The 25,952-nt window shown below is 43.2% G+C and carries 18 protein-coding genes; 8 read left to right on the top strand and 10 right to left on the bottom strand.

All coding sequences use genetic code 11. From position 1 onward, the window contains the following. Positions 1 to 109: 109 nt before the first annotated feature. Complete coding sequence (locus tag SPEA_RS11485) at positions 110 to 382, bottom strand: DUF4242 domain-containing protein (protein WP_012155425.1); 273 nt, start codon at positions 380 to 382, stop codon at positions 110 to 112. A gap of 422 nt (positions 383 to 804) precedes the next feature. Between SPEA_RS11485 and codB the strand changes: the two genes are divergently transcribed. Together codB and SPEA_RS11475 are read left to right on the top strand one after the other, a co-directional pair. Then, a complete protein-coding gene (gene codB, locus SPEA_RS11480) occupies positions 805 to 2,070 on the top strand; it encodes a cytosine permease (RefSeq protein ID WP_012155424.1) in 1,266 nt (421 codons plus the stop codon). 10 nt (positions 2,071 to 2,080) lie between these two features. Beyond that, on the top strand, positions 2,081 to 3,376 hold the full coding sequence (locus tag SPEA_RS11475) for a cytosine deaminase (RefSeq protein ID WP_012155423.1): 1,296 nt from the start codon (positions 2,081 to 2,083) through the stop codon (positions 3,374 to 3,376). 280 nt (positions 3,377 to 3,656) lie between these two features. Here the strand turns inward: SPEA_RS11475 and SPEA_RS11470 are convergent, their stop codons facing one another. Continuing rightward, positions 3,657 to 4,502: an MBL fold metallo-hydrolase gene (locus SPEA_RS11470; RefSeq protein WP_012155422.1), complete on the bottom strand. Its 846-nt coding sequence runs from the start codon at positions 4,500 to 4,502 to the stop codon at positions 3,657 to 3,659. Between the two features lie 654 nt (positions 4,503 to 5,156). Here SPEA_RS11470 and cmoM point away from each other — a divergent pair. Beyond that, positions 5,157 to 5,960 (top strand): tRNA uridine 5-oxyacetic acid(34) methyltransferase CmoM, encoded by an 804-nt coding sequence (gene cmoM / locus SPEA_RS11465; protein ID WP_041411476.1) that lies wholly within the window; start codon positions 5,157 to 5,159, stop codon positions 5,958 to 5,960. A gap of 470 nt (positions 5,961 to 6,430) precedes the next feature. On the opposite strand, the gene SPEA_RS11460 is transcribed toward cmoM, so the two are convergent. After that, complete coding sequence (locus SPEA_RS11460; protein ID WP_012155420.1) at positions 6,431 to 7,072, bottom strand: thioredoxin domain-containing protein; 642 nt, start codon at positions 7,070 to 7,072, stop codon at positions 6,431 to 6,433. A 168-nt stretch (positions 7,073 to 7,240) separates the two neighbouring features. Next, on the bottom strand, positions 7,241 to 8,293 hold the full coding sequence (locus SPEA_RS11455; protein ID WP_012155419.1) for a hypothetical protein: 1,053 nt from the start codon (positions 8,291 to 8,293) through the stop codon (positions 7,241 to 7,243). Between the two features lie 431 nt (positions 8,294 to 8,724). Between SPEA_RS11455 and SPEA_RS11450 the strand changes: the two genes are divergently transcribed. Together SPEA_RS11450 and SPEA_RS11445 are read left to right on the top strand one after the other, a co-directional pair. After that, positions 8,725 to 11,142, top strand: coding sequence for a peptidase U32 family protein (locus tag SPEA_RS11450; RefSeq protein WP_012155418.1), 2,418 nt, complete (start codon positions 8,725 to 8,727; stop codon positions 11,140 to 11,142). A 330-nt stretch (positions 11,143 to 11,472) separates the two neighbouring features. Next, the gene (locus tag SPEA_RS11445; protein WP_012155417.1) at positions 11,473 to 13,860 is read left to right on the top strand and encodes a Lon protease family protein; all 2,388 of its coding nucleotides are present in this window, start codon (positions 11,473 to 11,475) and stop codon (positions 13,858 to 13,860) included. An 83-nt stretch (positions 13,861 to 13,943) separates the two neighbouring features. On the opposite strand, the gene SPEA_RS11440 is transcribed toward SPEA_RS11445, so the two are convergent. Next, complete coding sequence (locus tag SPEA_RS11440) at positions 13,944 to 14,864, bottom strand: manganese-dependent inorganic pyrophosphatase (protein ID WP_012155416.1); 921 nt, start codon at positions 14,862 to 14,864, stop codon at positions 13,944 to 13,946. Between the two features lie 367 nt (positions 14,865 to 15,231). On the opposite strand from SPEA_RS11440, the gene SPEA_RS11435 reads away from it, so the two are divergent. The 3 genes from SPEA_RS11435 to SPEA_RS11425 all read left to right on the top strand — a co-directional run bounded on the left by SPEA_RS11435 (position 15,232) and on the right by SPEA_RS11425 (position 20,432). After that, complete coding sequence (locus SPEA_RS11435; RefSeq protein ID WP_012155415.1) at positions 15,232 to 15,567, top strand: PBPRA1643 family SWIM/SEC-C metal-binding motif protein; 336 nt, start codon at positions 15,232 to 15,234, stop codon at positions 15,565 to 15,567. 494 nt (positions 15,568 to 16,061) lie between these two features. Further along, complete coding sequence (locus SPEA_RS11430) at positions 16,062 to 17,255, top strand: efflux RND transporter periplasmic adaptor subunit (RefSeq protein WP_012155414.1); 1,194 nt, start codon at positions 16,062 to 16,064, stop codon at positions 17,253 to 17,255. A 3-nt stretch (positions 17,256 to 17,258) separates the two neighbouring features. Beyond that, on the top strand, positions 17,259 to 20,432 hold the full coding sequence (locus tag SPEA_RS11425) for an efflux RND transporter permease subunit (protein ID WP_012155413.1): 3,174 nt from the start codon (positions 17,259 to 17,261) through the stop codon (positions 20,430 to 20,432). A gap of 108 nt (positions 20,433 to 20,540) precedes the next feature. Here SPEA_RS11425 and SPEA_RS11420 read toward each other — a convergent pair whose 3' ends face one another. The 5 genes from SPEA_RS11420 to SPEA_RS11400 form a co-directional block, all read right to left on the bottom strand. Further along, the gene (locus SPEA_RS11420) at positions 20,541 to 21,731 is read right to left on the bottom strand and encodes an acyl-CoA dehydrogenase family protein (protein WP_012155412.1); all 1,191 of its coding nucleotides are present in this window, start codon (positions 21,729 to 21,731) and stop codon (positions 20,541 to 20,543) included. After that, positions 21,731 to 22,936: an acyl-CoA dehydrogenase family protein gene (locus tag SPEA_RS11415; protein WP_012155411.1), complete on the bottom strand. Its 1,206-nt coding sequence runs from the start codon at positions 22,934 to 22,936 to the stop codon at positions 21,731 to 21,733. The genes SPEA_RS11420 and SPEA_RS11415 overlap by 1 nt, the downstream gene beginning before the upstream one ends. Before the next feature lie 52 nt (positions 22,937 to 22,988). Next, on the bottom strand, positions 22,989 to 23,360 hold the full coding sequence (locus SPEA_RS11410) for a nuclear transport factor 2 family protein (protein ID WP_012155410.1): 372 nt from the start codon (positions 23,358 to 23,360) through the stop codon (positions 22,989 to 22,991). Between the two features lie 38 nt (positions 23,361 to 23,398). Then, the gene (locus SPEA_RS11405) at positions 23,399 to 24,163 is read right to left on the bottom strand and encodes an SDR family oxidoreductase (RefSeq protein ID WP_012155409.1); all 765 of its coding nucleotides are present in this window, start codon (positions 24,161 to 24,163) and stop codon (positions 23,399 to 23,401) included. Between the two features lie 110 nt (positions 24,164 to 24,273). Further along, positions 24,274 to 25,920 carry an electron transfer flavoprotein-ubiquinone oxidoreductase gene (locus SPEA_RS11400; protein ID WP_012155408.1) on the bottom strand — a complete coding sequence of 549 codons (1,647 nt, stop codon included), beginning with the start codon at positions 25,918 to 25,920 and terminating at the stop codon, positions 24,274 to 24,276. Positions 25,921 to 25,952: the final 32 nt, after the last annotated feature.

Below are 25,952 nucleotides of genomic sequence, written 5' to 3'. Positions count from 1 at the left end.
AATCATCAAAATAATAGGTAAACTTTTGGTGATTTCATAAGGCGCGGGGAATAACTTCCCGAGTAAACTCGAGCCAACAATAGGCTTGTTAGCTCGAGTCTGCTTGAATTTATTCAGATGTCGTTGGATCAATAATCGTCCTAACTTGATTAACGGCTTCTATTGGAAACTCTCCCATTTCCGCGTGTTTTCTGATCAAGCTTTCATCTGGCGCAATATAAACACAATAGATCTTATTATCGGTAATATAACTTTCAACCCATTGCACTTTGGGTCCTAACGCTTCTAGCACATCACAAGACTTCCTAGAGATCCCCTGTAAGTCGCTAGCCGATAAATCCCCTGCACCGGGAAGTAGTCTTTCTATCACATATTTTGGCATGTTAACTGTCCTCTCTACCGAACTTTTAAGTTGACTACGAATTAAGCTTTCAAGCATCGAATTAAAAGTATAGTTGAGGAGCTACCTCGTATGCTTTAGGACAAGCAATTCACCAAAGTTCAAGTACACTGGGGTTGACAGCAACTTAAATGTAATAAGTTGGTTGAAATGGGAGTTAAAGGTTGAATAGAGACTCGCTGCCCATCATAAGTGATAGCTTTAAAATAGCATTGAATTTACATTGAAATAACTAATGCATCGATTTGTAATTAAGGCGGGTTTATTGCTTGACTCTGTATTCATTATCACTAAAATACGCGCCGTTTGCCTGATGCGCACAGACTCGAGCTTGCTTTCTATGCTTGAGTGATTTTGCAATTTCGGTAGGCCGTGAATAATAATTACATGACCAGAGGCAATAAATGGCAAGCGATAATAATTACAGTTTAAGTCCGGTTCCTCAATCGGGCCGTAAAGGTGTTTTCTCTCTGACGATGGTGATGCTGGGATTAACCTTTTTTTCAGCAAGTATGTGGACGGGAGGAACGCTCGGCACAGGCCTCTCTTTTAATGATTTTGTTCTAGCAGTTCTTATTGGTAATTTAATTCTCGGTATCTATACTTCATTTCTTGGTTACATCGGCGCTCAAACAGGCCTCTCTACTCATCTCCTCGCGCGTTACTCATTCGGTTTAAAAGGTTCTTGGCTACCCTCGCTACTTCTCGGTGGCACGCAAGTTGGTTGGTTTGGTGTTGGCGTGGCAATGTTTGCTATTCCGGTACAGAAAGCCACAGGTATAGATACCAACCTGCTGATTATTGTCTCGGGTCTACTGATGACCTTTACCGTGTACTTCGGTATTGGCGCGATTATGATTTTGTCAGCCATCGCGGTTCCAGCCATCGCCCTATTTGGCGGATTCTCGGTACTACAAGCGGTCGACACTATGGGCGGCATGCAAGGCTTAATGGCGGTCGAGCCTGAAAATCCAATCGATTTTAATACCGCTCTGGTATTGGTTGTCGGCTCATTTATCTCAGCCGGTACACTGACCGCAGATTTTGTTCGCTTCGGTAAAAATCCTAAAACTGCCGTGTTTGTCACCATGTTTGCCTTCTTCGTCGGTAATTCGTTGATGTTTATCTTCGGCGCAGCGGGCGCTGCGGCAACGGGGCAAGCTGATATCTCTGAGGTTATGATTGCTCAGGGACTATTAATCCCAGCCATTATCATCTTGGGTCTTAATATTTGGACCACCAATGATAATGCGCTGTATGCTTCGGGCTTAGGCTTTTCAAACATTACCGGCTTGCCGAGTAAGTACCTGTCAATTTTTAACGGCGTGATCGGCACTCTGTGCGCGCTATGGCTATATAATAACTTTGTCGGTTGGTTAACCTTCCTATCGGCAGCTATCCCACCTATTGGTGGCATTATCATCGCCGATTACTTACGTAACCGTGAAAAATATAAAGACTTCGCCAATGCTAAGTTTTCAACGGTAAATTGGGCTGCGATTAGCGGTGTCGTGATAGGCGTGCTAGCAGGCCACCTATTACCAGGCATAGTGCCAATTAATGCCGTACTTGCGGGTGCCATCAGCTATTTATTAATAGATGAAGCGCTAAAACGCATGAATAAACAAAAATTAGTTAAATCAGATTGTAAAAATGCTACCAATGCATAAGGAAAACACCATGTCATCAGCAAGTATGTTGATCAAAAATGTGACTCTAAAAGGTCAAGAAGGCCTTCAACAATTGTTGATTGAAGACGGTAAGTTCAAAGCGATTGCTGCTATGAGCCAAAGCATCGAACTTCCAAGTGCCGATTCTTTACAAGTGATTGATGGTGAAGGCGGCATGGCTGTGCCACCTTTTTGTGAGCCACATGTTCACTTAGATACCACGCAAACTGCTGGCGAGCCGAGCTGGAACATTTCAGGCACCTTGTTTGAAGGGATCGAACGCTGGTCTGAGCGTAAATCCATGCTGTCTATCGAAGACGTTAAGTCTCGTGCTAAGCAAACCCTAAAATGGCAGATTGCCAACGGTATCCAGCACGTTCGTACTCACGTCGATGTATCGGATCCGACTCTAATTGCACTTAAAGCCATGCTTGAAGTGAAAGAAGAGATGAAGCCTTGGGTGGATATCCAGATTGTGGCTTTCCCGCAAGAAGGTATTCTGTCTTACCCTAACGGTAAAGAGCTACTAGAAGAAGCGGTAAAGCTAGGCGCAGATGTGATTGGCGCGATCCCGCACTTTGAATTTACCCGTGAATACGGCGTAGAGTCGCTACATTATGTGTTTGATCTTGCTCGTAAGTACGACCGCCTAATCGACGTTCACTGTGATGAAATTGATGATGAGCAGTCTCGCTTTGTAGAAACGGTTGCAGCTCTTGCACATAAGTATCAAATGGGCGAGCGCGTAACAGCGAGTCACACAACGGCAATGCACTCTTACAATGGTGCATATGCTTCACGTCTGTTCCGTCTACTTGGCATGTCAGGGATTAACTTCGTTGCCAACCCGCTAGTGAATATCCATCTACAGGGCCGTTTCGATGATTATCCTAAGCGCCGTGGTATTACCCGCGTGAAAGAGATGCTAGCTGCTGACATTAACGTCTGTTTTGGTCACGATGATATTTTCGACCCTTGGTATCCACTAGGTACAGCTAACATGCTGCAGGTGCTGCACATGGGGCTACATGTTTGCCAAATCATGGGTTACGATCAAATCAACAACTCGCTAGAGCTTATCACCAACAAGTCAGCACGCACGCTAAACATCCAAGACACCTATGGTATTGAGCTAGGTAAACCAGGTAACTTGCTTATCTTGCCTGCCGATAATGGCTTTGATGCGCTACGTCGTCAGGTTCCAGTACGTTACTCTGTGCGTCAGGGTAAGGTGTTAGCTGAGACTCAGGTTGCACAAACACAAATTCACTTGAATGAAACCGAAGAAGTGACCTTCCGTCGTTAAAACAACTTGCTTAAAAGGCTAATAGCTTAAGAAAAGTGGTAAATTTATTTGTGCTCAGTAAAACTTGCAGCGTAGATAGGCTTACCACTTTTGATTAAAAAATTTTGCACATCTATAGCCTATCTCGGCTGCCTATCGCAATATTCAGCCATTAGCGCTATCTTCGCTTTTCATGCCAAACACTTATAGCCTGTAGGCTTATTAAGCCATTAATACTTGTGAGCATATCTGAACAACACAAATCACCGACAAATTTTATCTGATAAGTGATTATATAAAGTCAAATGCTAATGCTACGACCTGTTGGAAAGTATTCTAAGCGCTCTCCAAGCACACCTTTCAAAATGTTATAGGCTTTCATGCCTGTACAATGTCCTGTATATAGCTTATCTATTGGGTAATTTAACATCAATTTCCCAATTTCTTCGATTTGCTGCTTAGTCCCACCGATACTGTTAAAGAGCGGTAACCCGACCAAATGAAAACCACCGACAACAGCTTTAATTTTCGCAGTAGGAAATGAATTGACTGCAGTCTCTATCATATTGAGCACACCACTGTGAGCGCAACCCGTAAACACGACAAGCCCATCATCTTCCTTTATAACGAGTAGTAATTCATGATCAAATGTATCGGGTTTACAACAGCCCTCAGAATCAGTGAAAAGGTATTTATTACCTTTTGGCTCGGGGTATTTATCAACCAAATTAGTGATGATAAAAATATTAGGAAATATCTCCGTTAATTGGTTAACAAAGGTTAAGCGATTAGTAGCGTTAGTCAGTAACTGCTTATTTATACCTACATTACTTTCAAAACCAAATGCTTTGAAAATATAATTGGTCTTTTCGCATTCCCGAAAATAGACCTGAGCTTTCGAGTTATTGTCTATAAAATGGTTAACGCCATTACAATGATCATGATGACGATGTGAAATCACTGCAGCATCAACAGCTTTGATATCCACGTTCAATAAGGCTGCATTATCACAAAAGGCCCTGCTACTCCCGGCATCAAATAATATGCTCTTCCCCATAGTGCTAACGTGAATAGATAACCCTCTTTCTATTGTTAGGTCTGTTCGATGATTCAATCTAGTATTATCAATCAAAGATGTCAGTATCATAATTAAGTCACTTAAAAATATGAATTGGAGCCTTAGCGCTTAACATTCTAATATATGACATGTGCGCTTTACCTTACTGATAATTGCATGCTTTTAAAGCTGCACTCAATAGAAATATGTGAATGTTCCATAGTGTAGATAACAGTCAGTTCGCACATGAGGCCTAAAACTTACGGAGCTCTCAATTTTTCTAAAGATTGATCGTGCTGGAACTCAGTATGGTCAGAAGAATGAGGCAATAATCATAATTAAAATTTTACCTGATTAGATATGGTTGAGGCATTAATATGAGTATGGGAACTCTTGATTTCTTAAACATAAAACCAGAAACTCTTAAGATGTTCTATGGTTATTTTTTGAACTCGCGTCTCTTACAACGCCACAGTGACAGAGTGAATAGATACCCACGTAGATGCATAAATTAAATTATAACCCCGGGATATTTTTAATTACCACTCAATAATCTGCATACTTACTCACTTCCTGCATTGGGGGATCCGATAATAACATCAGTTTAGTTAGGCTCTCGCGGCAGATATTGTGGTTCACAGTGGTTATTTGTTGCTGCACTGATTTGATTTTTTGGCTTGCTGTGAGAGAATTCGCGCCCGCGTAATTTCGCCAACAGATAACGTTCAACGTATGAAGAAGACAGTGAAACAAGATAGAAATTTTGACGATTTAGCACATAAGTTTGCCGCGAGTATTTATGGCACCGCAAAAGGTGAAATAAGACAAACTGTGGTATGGCACGATATTGAACAGATTTTGTTTCGGTTAGCTGCTGATGCAGATCTGCGGGGCAAACAAGAAGACCAGCCTTTTAGCGTACTCGATGCTGGTGGCGGCTTAGCGCAATTGTCGCAAAAGATTGCTGCACTTGGGCACAATGTTAGTCTTTGCGATCTATCTAGTGAAATGCTATCGCTTGCTGAACAAGACATTAGTGCCAATCAGCTATTAGACAAATATCGATTTATTCATAGTCCAGTGCAGAATATAGCTGAGCACCTTAATGAACCCGTCGATTTAGTGTTGTTTCATGCAGTAATGGAATGGTTAGCAGAGCCGATTAGCGCATTGACTTCACTCTGTGAGCAGGTAAAGCCCGGAGGGATTATCTCAGTGATGTTCTATAACTATAACGGCCTACTATTTAAAAATTTAATCTGCGGTAACCTTAAGCATATAGAACAAGGGATGCCCCATCGTAAACGTTTTAAACTTCAGCCACAGCAAGGTATAGAGCCCGATCTAGTCTATCGCTGTTTAGAGCAAGCAGGTTTTGAGATCTTAGGCAAAACAGGGGTTAGAACATTTCATGATTATATGCAAAATCATGATATGGGCGATTTTAGCTTCGAGCAGATCTTAGCGATGGAACAAAAGCTGTGTAGACAAGAGCCGTTTTTGTCTCTAGGTCGCTACATTCATGTTTATGCGCAGAAAAAGGCATAGTATTGGTAGCATTGAATTATCTAAATGAATAGTTCATTAAAATGCGGTTAATTAATCCATATTTAACATTCGTTTGCTAAGCTGTAACCGTTTAAAAGAAGCGATTATGGACTAGTTTATCGGGTTTGAATGCTAGCCTTTGACGAGTGACTACACCCAATGAATACAAGCCCTACAGATTAGTGTGACAAAGGTTATTTCTCTAAGGAGTGACTGTATGCTTATTGATACTCTGTTAGTACTTAAGTGGTTTGGGTTGGTCGTCTTCTATGTAGCGCTCATTCGAGTTTGCTATAACAACTGATTAGGCTTTAGTTTAGGTTCTCGTGCCTTTAGCTTTGCTAATAATTGAATAACCTTGAACCGAAAATGACCAAGGTTACTCAACTGCAACTGGCAATATACAAGGGCATTATATACATGAACTATTGTACGAGTGCCCACTTACACATGATGACGTATTTAACTCACTAATCGCTTAAATCAGCAAGCTCAGCACGAACCATTTCCACCACATCTTTTGGCGATGCCAAATGTTGCGAGTGATCGATAAAGATCGCCTGATCGCCTGATGTCATCACTAATACTGGGAATGCATTGGTGCCAATAGCCTCGCCAATCTCTGCAATACCCGCTAACACACTTTCTGCCTCATGGCTTAGTGCATCTTTAAACACCTTATTTGACGGCGATAATTTATATTGATTAATTATCTTGTCGAAATCGTCTCTCGAATTTAACGGGTTGGCTTCAACAAAGTGTTGATGTTGAAGTACTTTTAGGAACTCAAACTCTTTATCAGCTTGCTTAGACTGCACCCAAGACATAAAGTTCGCCGTCTTAACTGAAGACACCTTATTACTTACTTGCTTAGAATAAGCATCACTAAATTCCACATTGCTGAGTGCACTAACCTGCTCAACCTGTGCCTTTTTAGGTGCGTCAGAACCGTTGAAATGTGCGCAATGCAGTAAATGGACATCTGAATAGTCGAAAGCATTAAGCAGTTCTTCAACAACAGGCGTGGCAGCATAGCTCCACGGGCAGTGAGAGTCATAGATAAAATAAAGCGTTAAAGGCTCTTCTTGAGTATTAATCTGATTAGCTGGCATTTACTGAGATCTTATTGATATTTTAATTGCCTTGATCCTAAGGGCTTTACTGTTTTTATTCAAATACCAATTTGGAGCTTATGCTTGTTTTTACCACAAAAAGCCAATAAAAAAGGAAGCAACTAATGCTGCTTCCTTTGATGGAGTCATTTATTCTATTGAGGTAGCTTAAATAGGCTCAGGCGATGGGTTAATGTCCATATTCACCCCATGCCATTGGTAATGGTTGTTTGGTTTTTTAGTCACTACGCCTTCACTGAACATACGCGCAAAAACCTCATCTACTTCTTCGGTAGAAATATTCAAATATTGACTCACCGCACGTTTACTACAGTTAACTCGATTATTGCCAAGAGCATCTAGAACGCGTTCATATAGAGGTTTAGGTTCTGCCTCAGGTAACTGCTTTGGCTCGAAAATAGGAATAAAGTCGGAGTCATCATTATGCAGGCGTCGATAAGCATCCAGCGTAATAGGCTCTAGCTGTTGAGATTGCTGCTTAAATCGTTGTCTGAAGCGGTTCTCTTCACCAATTAAACCAACAAAGAAGGCTGCGAAGAAATCCAATAAAATAGACAGGAACACCACTAAACCAAGTTGCGCCGTTTCAGCTTTGATATTGAGTGATAGCGCTAGGCTTTCAATTAGGCCAACGATAGAGCCTTGGCTAACAACCGGAACACTGTCACGTTGCATAGCGAGTTGCTGCTGCTGTTCACGCAGTTTGTTGTTCTCTTTTTGAATACGAGTGACACCCGTTGCGATGCGCTCCATCTGGATATACTTTTCTGCCGCAACGTTGTTAAGCTCAATCTGCTTATCGATAGCGTCGATCTGCATGTTGAAAGCGTTCACTTTACTCTGCTGTACATGAACATGCTCTTGGGCTTTATTGGTAGCACTATTAATACCGCCAATCGAGCCACCGATGGAGATGGCGGCTAGTACGGCATAAAAGCCAAGCGCGGAAAACATACCGAAAAAGTTCTTTCTTGAATAGCGCTCACCGACTTCATACCAGGCGAAGAATTTACCTAGTTCAAAAATAACGGCGAGTCCACCAAACAATAATTGCATGACAGGATCGTCATCAATCGAAAGGAAAAGCAATAAAGAAAAAATGATAGAGGCTAAAATAGACGCGCCAGTGAAGCTATAAACGCTCCACATTGCAAACCTACCTTTTGGAAAACGTTCAGCGAGATTTTGATTGTAAAGCATAGTGGACTTCTAATATTGGTGTTCTAAGTGAATACGGATGAAATTCTAAGCAGTAATGCACGAGGTAATTACTTGAGAATAAGAACATTTAGCTTACACTAATTCAGATTTATTCTCTTTAAAAAAACCAAAGCTCAGGATCTTATGCGTACAAATTAGTCATTAATTATCTTTATGCTAAGTACTTGTGTGTTTTTGTTATATACATTCTTGTATAAACAGATATTGCGCAGTTAGCTGCAGTAAGTGGCAATGAAACCGAAGCGGCTAAGGATATTGATAAGATCCGTATCATAGTTTAGAGAAATAGCTTTTACTGACATAGATCTGCTTCTAGCTTGCTCTTACAATAAGCTTTGATCGTCTCGACTACGAGAGGTCTTTACCCCCCATATCTACATATTGCCATTTGCGTGATAACTAGGAATACCATGAGAAAACTTGAATTACTCGCACCAGGTGGTGATATCGAGTCTATTAAAGCCGCCATTGTTGCAGGAGCTGACGCTGTTTACTGTGGCCTAAATAGCTTTAATGCTCGTACCCGAGCCGAGAATTTAAGTTTTGAAGATCTATATGGCCTGCTTCGTATTGCACATCAGCACGACTGCCAACTGTTTTTGACACTCAACATCATAGTGTTAGAGCAGGAACTACCGGCATTACTCAAGCTGTTGAACCAACTAGTCAACACCGGCATAGATGGGGTAATTGTTCAGGACTTTGGCTTGTTTTATCTATTGAAGCAACATTACCCCAGCCTTGATATTCACGCATCGACTCAAGTGACTACCCATAACAGCGGACAACTCGAGTTTCTCTCTAAGCTTGGCGCCTCAAGGGCTAACCTATCTAGGGAGCTTAACCTCGAGGAAATTAGGCTGATGTCAGATAAGGCTCACAGTCTAGATATGCTGACAGAGGTATTTGTACACGGATCTAACTGCATTGGCTTTTCCGGTCTCTGTTATTTCAGCTCTGCTCATGGCGGTAATTCAGGCAATCGTGGCCGTTGTAGCCAACCGTGTCGAGATCAGTATCAAACTACGGATGTTGGCGCACAATATCCACTAAATTTAAAAGACAATTCGGCGTATTCTGATCTTAACGCCCTTTATGCTGCCGGCGCGGATTCGTTAAAGGTTGAGGGGCGAATAAAGAAATCTCACTATGTCTACCGAGTCATTGATACCTGGCGTAAGCAGATAAGCCGTCTTGAGCAGAATCAAATCATGAGCTCAGACAAAGCTCCACTCTACACAGTATTTAACCGTGATTTTTCTAACGGTTATCTGCAGGGCGCTGTCGGTAAGAATATGTATATCGATAACCCTCGCGACAACGCGGTGCAGCACTTCACGCGAATAGAGAGTTTGAAGCTAGCCTCTGGAGAAAACACCGAAGGCTCAGTGAATGTTAAGAAAGCACTCTATGATGAAAAGACTGAGATCATTGAGACCCTTGCCGGAAAAATTGCCAAGCTAAGTTTAGACAAACCCATTGTGAGCTTACGCTTTAGTGGTCAACAAAACCAAGCATTACGGATTTCAGTAAAGCTTCAGACTAATAACCTCAAAGATAAGTATCGTGCGTTTTATGTGGAGTCAGTCTCTGTGCTACTTCCATCAGACAAGTACGGCTTGCAGACAGACGAGCTCACGAAACGCTTCGCGAGCATTGGTGGACTAGAGTTCGGTCTCGAACCTATCCACTATGACGAACTTGCTGAAAACCTATTCGTCCCTTTTAAAGAATTAACCGAGATGAAACGCCAAATTGTTTGCTGGTTAAACGATGGCAGAGAGCATGTTGAGCCCCTTACCTTGCAAACGGTGCGCAAGCATGTTGCAAACGCTTGCGGACAATTAGCCATAGGCGCAGCTCAACAGCCTAACCCTAGCATTGATAAACACACAGGCGTGTCGATTCTTATCGCGAATAGACGAGATCTGGCCCTATACCGCCAGATTAAACAATCACTCTACGGTAAAGACGTCAGTGTATATTATGCAATTCCTGATGCGATATCCGCTGAGCGTGAAAAGCTGAGTCTATTGTTTAACCAGGAGCCTGAGCTAATTCCTTGGTTTGGCGCAGTGATCATGGAGCCTGATTTCATTGCGGCAAAGCAATTACTCGCCGACATTAAGCCTAGAATCATTGTCAGCAACAATAGCGGCGTGGGTTTTGCTGCTAGCCAAAGTGGCATTGAGTGGGTTGCAGGCCCTTATTTGAACATAAGCAACTCTCTGTGTATGCATAGCCTACAGCAGCAAGGCTGTGTTGGTGCATTCGTTTCTAATGAACTGAATAAGCAGCAGATAAAAGCCATTAAGGCGCCAAGCAACTTCAAGTTACATTACAGTCTATATCACCCTGTGATGTTAATGAGCAGTCGCCAATGTCTGTTCTTGCAATCATGTGGCTGCGATAAAGCGGTTATGGATAAGGAGTGCTTAACGGTTTGTAAAAAGACGAGCTCCTTGACCAATGTTAAAGGCATCGACTTTGTAATCGATAAGAAGCGCCGTGAGCATAATGCCTTATATGGAAGCGAGCACTTCTATAACCCTCAGATCTTGACTGAACTTGAAGGCTATTTCGATTCCGTGCTACTTGATTTGCGCTCTGTTTCTACCAAGAGTCAGCTACAACAAAGCCAATTTGACACTGTAGACTTGCTTGTTGAGTCACTTTCAAAACAGGCACCACAACAACAATCACAGAATACATCAGAAGCCTCACAAGAACTGAGACAGAGGCTAAACAGCAGTGAAGCAGAGCTCTCTTGCAAGTTACAGGGGTTGATTGCTAACACCACCAATGAGCAATATCGAAAAGGTTTGTAATACCGATTGCACATGGAAAAATCCAACACCACACGATAAAAAACCACAAAGCATAAATACCGAGATACACCATTTACTCTTGCAATAGAGTAAATGGTAAAACTCTTAATGGTAAAAGTTTCACTCCATCAAAGAGTTAAATACTTTTATTTGATGATAGATTATTGATAATCGCTATTTTAAAGTCCCTTCCACTGCACACTGCACAAATATCCAGCAAACAAGCCGCGTAATAGGCTAATATCTAGCCGATCCGTAAATAATTGCAGAAATCTACTATCTAACTGTATAGAGTAAAATTATTGACCGTCATTATTAAGAGGACGCATTATGCCAATAAAACCTCTCAGCAGTGCCAAGCTTTACCGCGCGTCGACGCTAAAAAAGCTCTCTTCAGACTGCAAGTCGACTAAACACCTCGAACCCTTAGACGAAATCGTTGGTCAGGCCCGCGCGCAACAAGCGGTAGAATTTGCCCTTTCTATGAAAGAGAAAGGCTATAACATTTACGCGCTTGGCCGTAACGGCTTAGGCAAGCGTACTATGGTTTTACGCCACCTTAATCGTCAAGCGCCTAATTCGAACGGCCGTACACTATTCGATTGGTGCTATGTAGTTAACTTCGATGATTCCCGCAGCCCCAAGGTACTAAAACTTCCCGCAGGCATGGGGCTTAGCTTTAAAAAAGACATAGAAAAACTGATGTCGAAACTGCTTAAGGCATTGCCTTTAGCGTTCGATAATGAGATGTACTACAACCGAGCCGACAGATTAAAAAGCCAACTGACTTCGAGACAGGAAGAAGCATTACTGGTGCTAACCGAAGAAGCTAAGCGTAATAGTGTTGGCCTATCTATCTCTGCCCAAGGTAATTACGAGCTTGTTGCATTAAATGGTGAGGAACCTCATACAGAAGAAAGCTATGTGGCACTCTCTGCGCAAGAGCAAGAAAGGATGCAGAATGCAATTTCAGCTCTTGAGGCTCAGCTTCGTGGCATCGTTAGGCAGATCACCGTGTGGGAGGAAGAGTACTCTGAAAAGCAGCAAAAACACGATGAACAAGTCGCTGAAGAAGTCCTTACCCATGCACTAGCCAGTCTTAAACAGCAATATAAAGAACAGACTAATGTAAAATCCTACATAAAGGCGATGCATAAAGACATCCTCGACAATCTGGACATTTTCTTGGAGGAAAGCGAAGAGCAAGCCGCCCTCGCCTATGCTTCAATGAGTAAGAAGATGCCAAGGCGTTACCAGATCAATGTGTTGGTGTCACAGGAGTCTCAATTACAACCTATCATCGTTGAGGAGACTCCGAACTATCACACCATCTTCGGCTATGTCGAAAATGCCACCTATAAAGGCACGGTTTTTACCGATTTCTCTCTCATTCGCCCAGGTAGTCTACATAAGGCAAATGGCGGCGTACTGATGATAGATGCGGTTAAAGTACTTGAGCATCCGTATGTATGGGACGGCTTAAAGCGGGCTCTGAGATCACGCAAGCTGAGTTTAACTTCTCTCGAGCGTGAAGTGACCTTGTCTGGCACCATCTCATTGGATCCTGAGGCGATTCCATTAGACGTGAAAATCATTTTATTCGGTGATTTTGCTACCTACAAGCTATTGCAGCAGTATGACGCCGAGTTTACCGAGTTGTTTCGCGTAACTGCCGACTTTGAAGATAGAATGCCGCGTACCGATGTGTCTGAGGGGCATTATGCCCAGTTCATCTCCAGTATTGTACACAGCAACCAGATCTTACACTGCGATAGAAAAGCAATCGCTCGAGTCATCGAGTTTAGCTCGCGTCAAGCCGATGATCAGAATATGCTTTCACTGCATTCAGTCGATATCGCCAATCTATTACGTGAGGCAAACTATTGCGCCCGTGCAGCGAATGCCAACATGATCCGCGTTAGCCATGTGGAACAGGCTCTATTTAATAAAGAAAAACGCATCTGCCGCGCAAAAGATGAATTTATGCAAAGCTTTATCAATGGCCAAACCTTAATCGATACTCAAGGCGAAACGGTTGGTCAAGTGAACGGTCTATCTGTGATGTCGACAACCGATTACCAATTTGGTGCTCCTAGCCGAATTACCGCCACCAGCTCATTTGGTGAAGGTAAGGTATTCGATATCGAGCGCAATGTTGAACTCAGTGGCAGTATCCACTCAAAAGGCGTAATGATTTTAACCGCTTATATTGCAGCTATCTTAGGTAAGACTGATAAGATCCCACTATCGACTCACCTCACCTTTGAACAATCCTATGGTGGAGTCGATGGTGACAGTGCAACAATGGCAGAGTTATGCGCCATGTTGTCATCTTTTTCGGGTAAAGGGATCCGTCAAGATATCGCGATTACCGGCTCGATGAACCAGTTTGGTGAAGCGCAGCCCATTGGGGGCGTCAATGAGAAAATTGAAGGCTTCTTTGATGTGTGTAAGATTAAGGGGCGTAGAGATACCCAAGGGGTCATTATTCCGCAGTCGAATGTCCACAATTTAATGTTACGTCGAGATATTGTCGAAGCGGTTGAGAAAGGCAAATTCCATATTTGGGCCATCAACCATGTTAACCAAGCCATTGAATTGCTCACGGGTTGCAAAGTCGGCACCTTGAATCAACAAGGCGACTACCCTAAAAATAGTATTTTAGGCTTAGCCCAAGCGAGACTTAACGGCTTACGTCACAGAGACACCAAAGACTAGCTTTCATTAGTTAAGAGCCAACAAAAAGGCCGAACATCTGTTCGGCCTTTTTTATGTCTGAATCTTGTTCAGGAATTGCTTAATTAAGCGAAAGCATCCTGTAGTGGTGGTACAACTTGCTTCTTACGGCTTAGTACACCATCTAACCAAACTTTGTTATCTACTGACTTGCAGTTGTATGCCGATTCAACTTTAGCTAGATCGTCAGTGACGATTAGCATTTCTGAACCTTCCTTCATGATGTCAGTCAGTAGCAATAGTACGCTGTGACGATTGCCTTCTGCTTTAAGCGCCGCAATATCCGCTTCTAGATCCGCTTTAATGTCATCGAATACTGAAAGATCGATCACTTCTAACTGACCAATACCCACTAGGTTACCGTTCATGTTGAAGTCTTTAAAGTCACGCATAACAAGGTCACGTGCAGGAGTGCCTTCAACCGCAGACTTCACTTTAAACATATCCATGCCTAAGGCTTTAAAGTCTTCGATGCCAGCAATTTCAGCAAGTGCTTCTACGCACTTAATATCGGCTGTAGTACAAGTTGGCGACTTGAAAATAACCGTGTCACTTAAAATAGCGCAAAGCATAATGCCAGCGATATTCTTTGGGATCTCAACATTGTAGAAGTCATACATCATCTTGATGACGGTATTACTACAACCTACTGGACGGATCCAGCACTCTAGTGGCGTTGAAGTTGTTAGATCGCCCAGTTTATGGTGATCAACAATACCAACAATTGTCGCTTCTGCGATGTCGTCAGGTGCTTGAGTCAGTTCTGAATGGTCAACAATGTAAACTTCTTCGCCAGCATAACTAAGCTTAAGCTCAGGCGCTTCGAAACCAAACTTATCAAGAATGAATGCAGTCTCAGGTGAAATATCACCTAAACGAGTCGCAACAGACGCTTCACCGATCTGGTTTTTTAGGTGTGCAAGTGCAATAGCACCACAAATTGAATCTGAGTCTGGGATTTTGTGGCCCACAACATAAACTGGCATATAAAAGCTCTCCTTTAATTTGCGCCGATTTTAACAAAGTTTTCCTCGATGCGGAAATAGCAAAAGGTCTCAGATGGCAAACTCTTGTGTCAAAAGGCTATCTGCAGCCGCTTTAACCGCCAATTAAGCGTATTTATTGCCATTTTAGATTCAATCTCCGCTATCTATTTAGACAGACGAGACAAACACGAGTTCTTTCCCGCCTACATCTAAATAGTTGTTGCAGCCCTAGGAAATGACTATTTATGTTCAAAAGCTAATTTTCGTACTAAAAAGGCCACGATTATCAGACTTAGATACCACTGAAGCCTTTTTTATAGTATAAGCTTGCGTAAATTTATCTTTATTTAGATTGAGCGCCATAGCGATGTCAGACAAATTCTTTTTTAAAGGGCGTAAAACCCCAAAGCCTAAGCACGAAAGCTATGGTTACAACACTAAACGTGAAATAAAAGTGGGAACCGAAGAAAACCCACTTCAACTACTGGTTCAAACCGCCGAGCGTGAAGCAGAAGTATTACAACTGCTTACTGATAATGAGCTGGTGGGCTTGATTACTGTCGATCCAAACCAAGAGGAAAATATCCTTCTTTTGACTGGACTGCTTAATAAGCCACAAACTACCCGTTTTGAAAAGTCACCGAATCGTAACGATCCATGTGTATGCGGTAGTGGTAAGAAATATAAGAAATGCTGCGGTTAAAATCGTAGAATTTAAAGCAGTGCATTAGCACTGCTTTTTCTATTCGCTCAATCCTGCTTTACTCCCCTTCACTCTGTCCTTCCTCTGCTGCTATATCATCAATCTAGGCTGGATTCAGTCATAGGCTCAGTCATATAGACAGATGCAATCCAGTAGAAATTGCTTTTGTTACATTTTTACATATTTAAATATCATCATATGTTTTTGTTCTAGCTTTCTTAATGCTCTCTTTAAATCCACTAACCTGTAAATATTTAAACTGTAAAAACAGTTAGATGAAGAACTATTGTATACAATAAAACATATTCTCCCCCAATCTAAATCTCATTTATGTCAAATTGAGTCACACACGTTTACATTATCGCACTTTTACATTTCGCCAGTTTCATTAACATGTATTCAAAATTCTAATTAGATTACTCATCGTTATTGCTGCCAAAGCAGTAAAAAGATTGCTATTGAGTGCAAATTTGCTTCAACAAGAGGACGTGTTTGTGGCTACCAAAAAACAGATCATTTTACCAATGGCTGTCATCGCTATCGGCGTGGCAGGATTTATTGGCATATCGGCATTGAAAAAGCCGCCAGAAGAGAAGGAAGAGCTCGATACCACCCCCTTGGTCTCTGTCGAGGCAGTCCAAATTAATCCGATGAGTTTTGCAGTCAGCTCCTATGGCGTAGTTAATGCGAAATATGAGACGGAACTAGTTTCCCAGCTAAACGGCGAGATCGTTTTCTTATCTGAAAAATTTGTACGCGGCGGCTTTGTCAAAAAAGGCGATATCCTTGCCAAAATAGATCCTAGCGATTACGAATCAGCACTGATTGATGCGCAGGCGAATATGGCTTCGGCGCGAGCGACATTAGTGCAAGAGAAAGCGTACGGTAAGGTTGCCGAAGAGGAATGGAAACGCATTAAGAATGGTGTACCGACTGAACTGAGTCTTAGAAAGCCTCAATTAGCGCAAGAGATTGCCAAGTTAAACTCTTCTGAAGCAGGGCTTAAACGTGCTAAACGTAATCTTGAGCGCACCTTAATTAAAGCGCCATACGATGCTCTAATCGAGGCGCGTAACATAGGTTTAGGCTCATACGTCAGCATGGGCACACCATTAGGTAAGGTGTTAAGTACCGCAGAAGCTGAGATCCGTCTTCCTATTGCAGATAAGGAACTGCAGTTTTTAGATGACAAAGGCAAACATGCACAAGTGGTATTGAAAGGTGAATTCGCAGGTAAGACTCAAGAATGGCCTGCTACTGTGGTGCGTAGTGAGGGCGTGATTGATAATCGCAGTCGCATGACCTACTTGGTCGCTGAAGTAACCGATCCTTACGGACTAAAGTCAAACAACAATGAATTACGCTATGGCACTTATGTTACTGCAACAATCGATGGTACTCATGCGGGTTTAGTCGCAGAACTGCCGCGCCACCTTGTGATCAACAATCAGGTCGCGGTGCTAGATGATGAGGGCAAGCTTAGATACAAAGACATCACCATTCTACGTCAAGTCGGCTCTAAGGTTATCGTCTCCGATGGTCTCGAATCAGGCATGAATGTGATCACCTCTGCTTTAGATTACCCCATCGAAGGCATGGAGCTAGCTCTGCCTGAAGACAAGTTGTTACGTGATGAAGAAAATCCTGAACAGCAACCTACGCAAATCGCGATGGAAGATAAGGATTAATTCATGATAGATACTAACAAAGGCATCATCGCTTGGTTTGCACGCAATAGCGTTGCCGCAAACTTGCTAATGATTATTATCTTGCTGGGTGGACTGTTAACGGCAAACACGATTCGTAAGCAGTTTTTTCCGGCCGTTGAGATCAACTGGCTAGAGTTTAATGCCGTATACCCTGGTGCGGCGCCGCAGGAGGTCGAAGAAGGGATCACCATTAAGATTGAGGAAGCATTAGAGAGCGTTCAAGGGCTTAAGCGCGTGATCACCTATTCTAATCGTAACGTCTCTTCTGGATACTTTCGAGTAGAAGACTCTTATGACCCACAGGTGGTACTGGAAGAGGTGAAATCGGAAATTGACTCAATCTCAAGTTTTCCTGATGGCATGGAAAGACCAAAAGTGGAGCGTATTAAACTTCGTCAAGAAGTGATGTATATGAGCCTTTATGGCGATCTTTCCCAGCGCCAGCTAAAAGATTTGGGTGAGAAGATCCACGACGAGCTTTTACAATTACCCCTGGTTAATATTACCGATTTCTATGGTGGTCTTGGCTATGAGATTGCCATTGAGGTCAGTAAAGATAGACTGCGTGAATTTGGCTTAAGCTTTAATGATGTAGCAGAAGCCGTTCGCGGTTATTCACGTAACATGTCAGCCGGTCAAATTCGCGCCGAGAACGGTTATATCAATCTTAGAGTGCAGAACCAAGCCTATGTTGGTTATGAGTTTGAAAGCTTACCGTTAATCACCCTTGAAGATGGAACCACCCTGTTACTCGGTGATGTGGCTACTGTGGTCGATGGTTTTGAGCAAGGTATTCAGTACTCTAAGTTTAACGGCATGAACTCTGTGACTTTCTTTATTGGCGCGGCTAACGATCAAAGCCTTACCGATGTAGCCGATGTAGTTAAAGGCTATATCGCCGAGAAACAGAAAGTGTTACCACAAGGAGTTAAGTTAGAGCCTTGGGTGGATATGACCTATTACCTAGAGGGCCGCTTGAATCTTATGCTAGACAGCATGAAAAGTGGAGCCGTACTGGTGTTCATTTTGCTGGCGTTATTTCTACGAGTAAGACTGGCGTTCTGGGTGATGATGGGCCTACCCGTTTGTTTCTTAGGTACTCTGCTGTTTATGCCTATGGGGATGATTGATGTCACCATTAACGTCATTAGCTTGTTCGCCTTTATCTTAGTCTTAGGTATTGTGGTTGATGACGCCATTGTGATGGGCGAAAGTGCTCACGCCGAATGTGAGGAAAAAGGGCAAACCCTCGACAATGTAATCCGTGGAGTTAAGCGTGTTGCTATGCCAGCGACCTTCGGCGTGTTAACAACGATTGCCGCCTTTCTACCCATCACACTCGATGATGGCCCCTCTTCGGCCTTTGGCCAAGCAATTGGTTTTGTGGTTATCCTGTGCCTTATTTTCTCACTTATTGAGTCTAAGCTTATCTTGCCTGCCCACTTGGCGCGCATGAAGCAAAAGACGGTGGTGAAACCGGGCTCAAAAAATCCTCTCGATTGGCTTAGAAACGGCGTTAACTTTTTACAAGGTAAAGTCGATGCTGGCTTAAAGATACTGATCCACAGCTATTATCGTCCAACACTTGAACTTGCGGTTAAGTATCGCTATACGGTCATCATGATATTTATCAGCATGATCTTAGTCTGTGCAGGGCTCTATTCAGGTGGGCTCGTACGTTTTATTGGTCAACCGAAAATTCCTCATGATTTCCCACGGATCACATTTGAGATGAATATCGATGCCTCTGAAAATGCGACCTTATCGGCAGCATTATCAATTGAAGAAGCACTAAGACGTGTCGATAATCAGCTTGAGGAGCAGTACGGCCAGAAGATGATTTCTGATCTGCAGGTTGAACTTCGCGGTCGAACTTCGGCGCAGGTGATGACAAAACTGGTGGATCCTGAAATTCGCCCTATCGATACCTTTGCCGTTGCCGAGCTATGGCGTCAAAACATGCCGCTCATTCCGGGTATGAAATCATTCACCATCCAAGATAATTTGTTCGGTGGAGGCCGAGATGATGGTGACATCAGCTTTAGGCTCGAAGGTAAGGATGATGAGCAGTTAATCGCTGCGGCTAAAGAGCTTAAAGCCAAACTGAATACGCTGAAAGGCGTGGGTGATGTTAACGACAGTCGCCAGTCAAGTGCTAAAGAGATCCAGTTTGAGCTTAAGCCGCTAGCTCACAGCTTAGGTTTAACCTTGGCGGATATTGCACGTCAGGTGGGTAACAGTTTCTACGGCCTCGAAGCTCAACGTATTTTGCGTAACGGTGAAGAGATCAAGGTGATGCTGCGTTATCCAGAAGAGCAACGTAACTCTATAGCTCAGGTATCTGATGTGATGATTAAGACGCCCCAAGGCGCTGAAATCCCACTGTCTGAGGTGGCAGCAATCGTGGTGACCGATGGGGTCAACAGTATTCGCCGTGAAAATGGTAATCGTACTATTAATGTTTGGGGCTCAGTTGACGCAGACCAAGCAGAGCCGTTTAAACTGGCTAAAGATATACGCGATAACTTCTTACCTGAATTATTAGCGAAGTACCCACGGGTTAAAAGTGAGGTTTCGGGTAATATTCAGGAGCAACTTGATAGCGCAGATACCCAGCTTAGAGATTTCTTAATCTCTATGTTAGTGATCTACAGCTTATTGGCCGTACCACTCAAGTCATACTCACAGCCGATAATGATCATGTCTGTGATCCCATTTGGTGTGATTGGCTCGGTACTCGGCCACATGCTATTGGGCCTTGATTTAAGCGCTCTGTCAGTATTCGGTATTATTGCCGCCGCGGGTGTTGTCGTTAACGACTCTCTGGTGATGGTCGACTATATCAACAAGTCTCGTGAGTCAGGTGTGGCTATGAAGTTGTCGGTACTCGAAGCTGGATGTCGTCGCTTTAGGGCGATTTTGCTTACTTCGCTGACAACCTTTATCGGCTTGGTACCCATCATGACTGAAACTAGCATGCAGGCGCAGATGGTGATCCCGATGGCAGTATCATTAGCCTTTGGCGTGTTGTTTGCCACTGTGGTGACTTTAGTGTTAATTCCCTGCCTATACGTCATGATTGAAGATATTAAGCGCATAATTGGCAGTAAAACGAGAGTTGAAAAACTTCAGGAGTTACAGGCGAGCACAAGTTAATATTCAAGTATTAAGCGTGTAATAAAAAAGCCTGAAGATATTCTTCAGGCTTTTTATTGCATTTTTCGCTAGCCGACTAACCTCTTATCTCTTACTTATCTCTTACCTTTAACCTCTAGGTTCTTTTGGCATTCCAAGAGCACGCTCGGCAATAATATTGCGCTGGATTTGATTGGTCCCACCATAGATGGTATCTGAACGAGAAAAAAGGTACATAGATTGTAGCTGAGTCAGTTGATAGGGGCTGTCGAGTAAAATTTCAGCCTCCGGTCCAAGTACATCCATAGCAAGTTTACCTAAGTTACGGTGCCAGCTCGCCCAGTAAAGCTTATAGCACATAGCCTCTTTAGATAAATCGCCGTCAACATTGGAATCTGACAGCATACGCATACTGTTATAGCGCATTATTTTTAAGCCAATATACGCATCACTAATTCTTTGCCTTATTATCGGATCATCAGCGGACCCATTGGCTCTTGCTGCATTAACTATATCGTTGAACTCGTTAGTGAAAAGCATCTGTTGACCCAGAGTTGAAATTCCACGCTCAAATCCAAGTAGACTCATCGCAATTGTCCAACCATCGCCACATTGACCAACCAAATCATCGCTGCTACATACTGCATCATCAAAAAAAACTTCATTGAATTCACTGGTTGATGTCATTTGAGCTATGGGTCTAACATCGACCTCAGGCTGCTCCATGTTAACTAAAAAGAAACCCAAGCCTTTTTGGCCAACAGACTTTGGATCGGTTCTAGCGACAACGAAACAATAATGGGATTCGTGGGCTAACGATGTCCACACCTTCTGGCCGCTTATTAACCATTGGCCCGTTTCATCATCAAACTTAGCTTTGGTATGTACGTTAGCTAAGTCAGAACCAGCATTGGGTTCAGAGTACCCCTGACACCAAAATTCGGTGCCGGTTAAAATACCCGCAAGATAACGGCGTTTTTGTTGCTCACTGCCATAGGCTATTAATGTTGGCCCAATTAGAGTTTCACCTATATGGCCTATTCTGCCTGGGCCTCCAGCCCTTGCGTATTCTTCGTTAAAAATAACTTGCTGCACTATGCTGGCCGCCTTTCCTCCGTACTCTTTTGGCCAGCCAATGCATGTCCAGCCACCTTGATATAGTTTTCGCTCCCAAGCCTTACGCTCTTCAATAAACATATGCTCGTCGCCAGGACCACCTCGGCCACGAATACATTCAAATTCACCGCTTAAATTATCACTAAGCCATTGACTCACATCGCGACGAAAGCATTCATCTGCATTATCAAAATCGAGTTTCATTATAAAGCTCCAGGCTGGAGAATAAGATTAGCTAAACGCTCGCGGTGATAGGCACCGTTACCTAAATACGTTTCTGTGGATTTGGCTCGTTTAAAATAAAGTTGAATATCATACTCTTGGGTAAAGCCAACGCCACCGTGTAGTTGGATCCCGCAACCAGCGTTAAAAAAATATGCATCACTGCAATAGGCTTTTGCGATACTCGCAACTTCGGTTAACTCTCTGCGGAATGGATTTTTAGTGTGACAAGGCGCGCCATCAGTATCTTGACGGTGATAATTTAGAAATTGGTCGGCAACGCATGCTGCATAATATATAGACGACCGCGCAGCCTCAGCTTTAAGCATCATATCGGCTGCTTTGTGTTTTATAGCCTGAAAAGACGCAATAGTTCTTCCAAACTGAACTCGTTGTTTGGTGTACTCAACGCTTTGATCTAATGCTACTTGTGCGCCTCCAACTTGATCGGCCGCAATAGCAATAGTGGCTAAATCAATAATGACCGATAGATTCTGCCACCCTTGCTCAAACTCGCCAAGTAACGCCCCCGGATCAACAATAACGTTTTCAAACACAACCTGTGCCTGTTTACGGGTTTGATCCATCGTTGGGAGCCAATTGCGCTGCACACCATTAGCAGAGCCATCCACAACAAACAAACTTATTCCTTCTTCACCGACACTGCCGATGGTTCTTGCTGCAACAATTAAAAAATTAGCGCTATGACCGTCAACAACGTATCGATAGCATCCATTTAATTTATATTGACCATTCTCTCTGACACACAGCGCTTCTACCGCTTTCGCATCCCATCTACCATTTGCTCCTGTATAGGCAAGAGTTGCGGTAGCGCCCGCTAGAATATCTTCAAAATAGCGGTTTTTTTGCTGCTCATTACCAGCAATCAATAATGCATTTGCAGCCAATGCAATCGTAGAATAAAACGGTGAACAAAACAGCCGCTCTCCCATTTTTTCTAATAGCGCAACCAGCTCAACATAACCAAGGCCTAAACCAGCGTAACTTTCAGGAACGGTAACGCCCTGCCAAAACATCTGCTCACACACTCGGTTCCAAACGGCTTTGTCATATCCCGTTGCAGTTTCCATTGCAGAGCGTACTTGGGCGCTGGTTGATATTTCAACGAGAAAAGCTTCCGCGGTATCTCGGATCATTTGTTGCTCTTCAGTGAAGGTAAAATCCATTTATAACGTATCCTTTTATAGCTGAGTCGTTATGGAGTGGTTATTTTTGTGCCTAGAGCGAAGTGACATTTCCCGGCCCCCAAAATGCACGCATGGTGTCAATTTCACCTTCGTCATTGAGCTTGAAGGTATCAATAACTGAAATAGTAAGCGTAGGATCGTTTGCTAAAATCACTTCGAAAGGAAAGGCTATTTCATTATTAGCGACACGAACCTGACCGAGTTGGTTTACTTGATGAACGCCCAAAACCGCTTGACGATAGAAATCACGTATTGCCGTTCTACCTACAATTTTATCGCTACCAATTGGGTCTTCTACGATTGCATTTTTACTATAAAGTGAGGCAATACCTTCAAAGTTACCGGTATTTAAAAACTCTATATAGCTAGAAACGACTCCTAGACCAAATTGTTCAGATATCATAATAATCTCCATTTATTAATGAACCAAAGCGAGCAAAATTAAATATAAGGAGGAGTTACTGTCGCCCCACCGTCTAGCGCAATAGCGGCACCATTAATATGTTTTGATTCATCGGACGCTAGAAATAAAACACTATTAGCGACGTCTTCAGGACGGCATACATAAGCCTTAGCACGATCAGGATCTGCTAAGCTGCGATCACCTGCTTGTGCACTTATCTCCATAACCATAGGTGTCATAATTGAATCCGGATGCAAGGTGTTGCACCTAACGTTATTTTTGGTCTGCGAACAATAAACCGCAACACTTTGAGACAGTCCACGAATAGCGGCTTTACTCGCACCATAGGCTGCAAAATGTGGCATACCGAAAACGGCTGATGAAGAGGACATATTGATAATTGAACCACCGCCACTTTTTTCCATTAGCGGCAAAGCATAGTGGATCCTAAGAAAAACACTGTCTGAATTAACCATGTGCACTCTCTGCCATCCTGCCAACGTTTCTTCTTTGATGTCACCAAGTTGCAAGATTGCGGCGTTATTGAGCAGAATATTTAATTGGCCAAATTTAGCTTCAATATGATTGATAACAGCAGACCAATCAGCCTCTTTAGTGACATCATGTTCTATGAACAAGCTATTATTACCAATACTATTTGCTATCTCTTTCCCTTGTTCAGCATTTATATCGGTGAGAACAACTTGGGCTCCTTCCCTTGCCATTAATCTCGCAGTTGCTAAACCAACACCTCGGGCTGCCCCGGTAATTAAGGCAACCTTTCCAATTAAACGTCCGCTCATAGCATCTCTCCAAATTGATTATTATGAAGGCAATCTATTGCCTATATGGGAACAGACCGCTCCCCCCTGCTTGTAGACTAGGCACTGAGGTTTATCACAACGTATATGCTTTACATGTTGGGATAGCTCGGCCCGCCACCGCCTTCTGGCACTGTCCATCTGATATTTTGTGACGGATCTTTTATGTCGCAGGTTTTACAATGCAAACAATTCTGCGCATTGATTTGCAGTGCATTGCCTCCGCCGTTGTCAACTACCTCGTATACCCCAGCAGGACAATAGCGTGCTGCTGGTTCATCAAAAATTGGGATGTTGTGTTTAGAAGGCACGGAATGATCGAGTAGTGATAAATGGCAAGGCTGATCTTCTTCGTGATTGGTATTGGACAGAAATACCGAGGTCAACTTATCAAAACTTAAGATTCCATCAGGTTTGGGGTAAGTAATGGGTTTTGACTCACTGCTGGGGAGGAGGCAAGCATGGTCTTCAATATTATCTCGTAGCGACAAGGGTAACTTTCCGCCAAACCAATTCTGATCAATATAGTTAAAGCCACCGCCAGCGAGCGTACCGTATTTGTGTAATGCGGGCCCAAAATTTCGGCTGCTATGTAGCTCCTCATAAAGCCAAGACTGTTTAAATTTAGCTTCGAACACTGCGTCAGTGGAGCCTGATGTTACGTCGTTATTGAGCAGGTCAAATACGGTTTCAGCACATAACATCCCCGACTTCATTGCGGTATGGGTACCTTTAATTTTTGCCACATTTAATGTGCCAGCATTACAACCTAGCAGCATGCCTCCAGCAAAACTCATTACAGGTAACGCATTGAGTCCCCCTTTAGCTATAGCCCTTGCTCCATACGACACCCGTGACCCACCTTTTAGATATTGTGCCAATTGTGGGTGATGCTTTAAGCGCTGAAATTCATCAAAAGGACTTAAATGAGTATTGCTGTAATTGAGATCGACAATTAAGCCTACAACTAGCTGATGATTATCGGTGTGGTATAGGAAAAAACCACCGCCAGCATTTTTATCAAGTGGCCAGCCAAAACCATGCACAACCAGTCCAGGACGATGCAGCTCAGGATTAATGTCCCAGATCTCTTTCATTCCCAGCCCATAATGCTGTGCATCACTTTCATCGGCTAAGCCAAACTTGTGGATCAGTTCTTTTCCTAAATGACCACGGCACCCTTCACCGAATAAGGTAAATTTTGCATGCAGCTCCATGCCTTGCATGTATTGAGAGTTCGGTTGACCATCTTTACTGACCCCCATGTCTCCGGTTGCAATGCCTTTTACTGAGCCATCCTCATGGTATAGGACTTCTGCCGCAGCGAATCCAGGAAATATCTCGACTCCTAACGCTTCAGCTTGTTCAGCCAACCAACGGCAAACATTACCTAAACTTGCAATATAGTTTCCCTGATTATGTAACGGCTTTGGAACAGCGACTTGGGGCAAGGTGATTGATTTTTTATTATCAGACAAAAAAAGTAATCTATCTTCTGTCACGCTGGTTGTTAATGGTGCCCCTAGAGTCCGCCAATCGGGAAACAACTCATCGATTGCTCGAGGTTCGATAATGGCGCCAGATAGGATATGTGCCCCAACCTCTGAACCTTTCTCCACAACACAAACAGAAATTTGTTGGTTTTCCTGTTTACTCAGCTGCATGAGCCTGCAAGCGGCGGATAGCCCTGAAGGCCCAGCTCCTACAATCACAACATCAAAATCCATGACTTCGCGCATGACGTCTCCCATTAATAACGTTCTTAATAATC

The sequence above is a fragment of the Shewanella pealeana ATCC 700345 genome (genome assembly GCF_000018285.1).
GTDB classification, from domain to species: domain Bacteria; phylum Pseudomonadota; class Gammaproteobacteria; order Enterobacterales; family Shewanellaceae; genus Shewanella; species Shewanella pealeana.
This window is presented reverse-complemented; position numbering and strand designations above follow the sequence as displayed.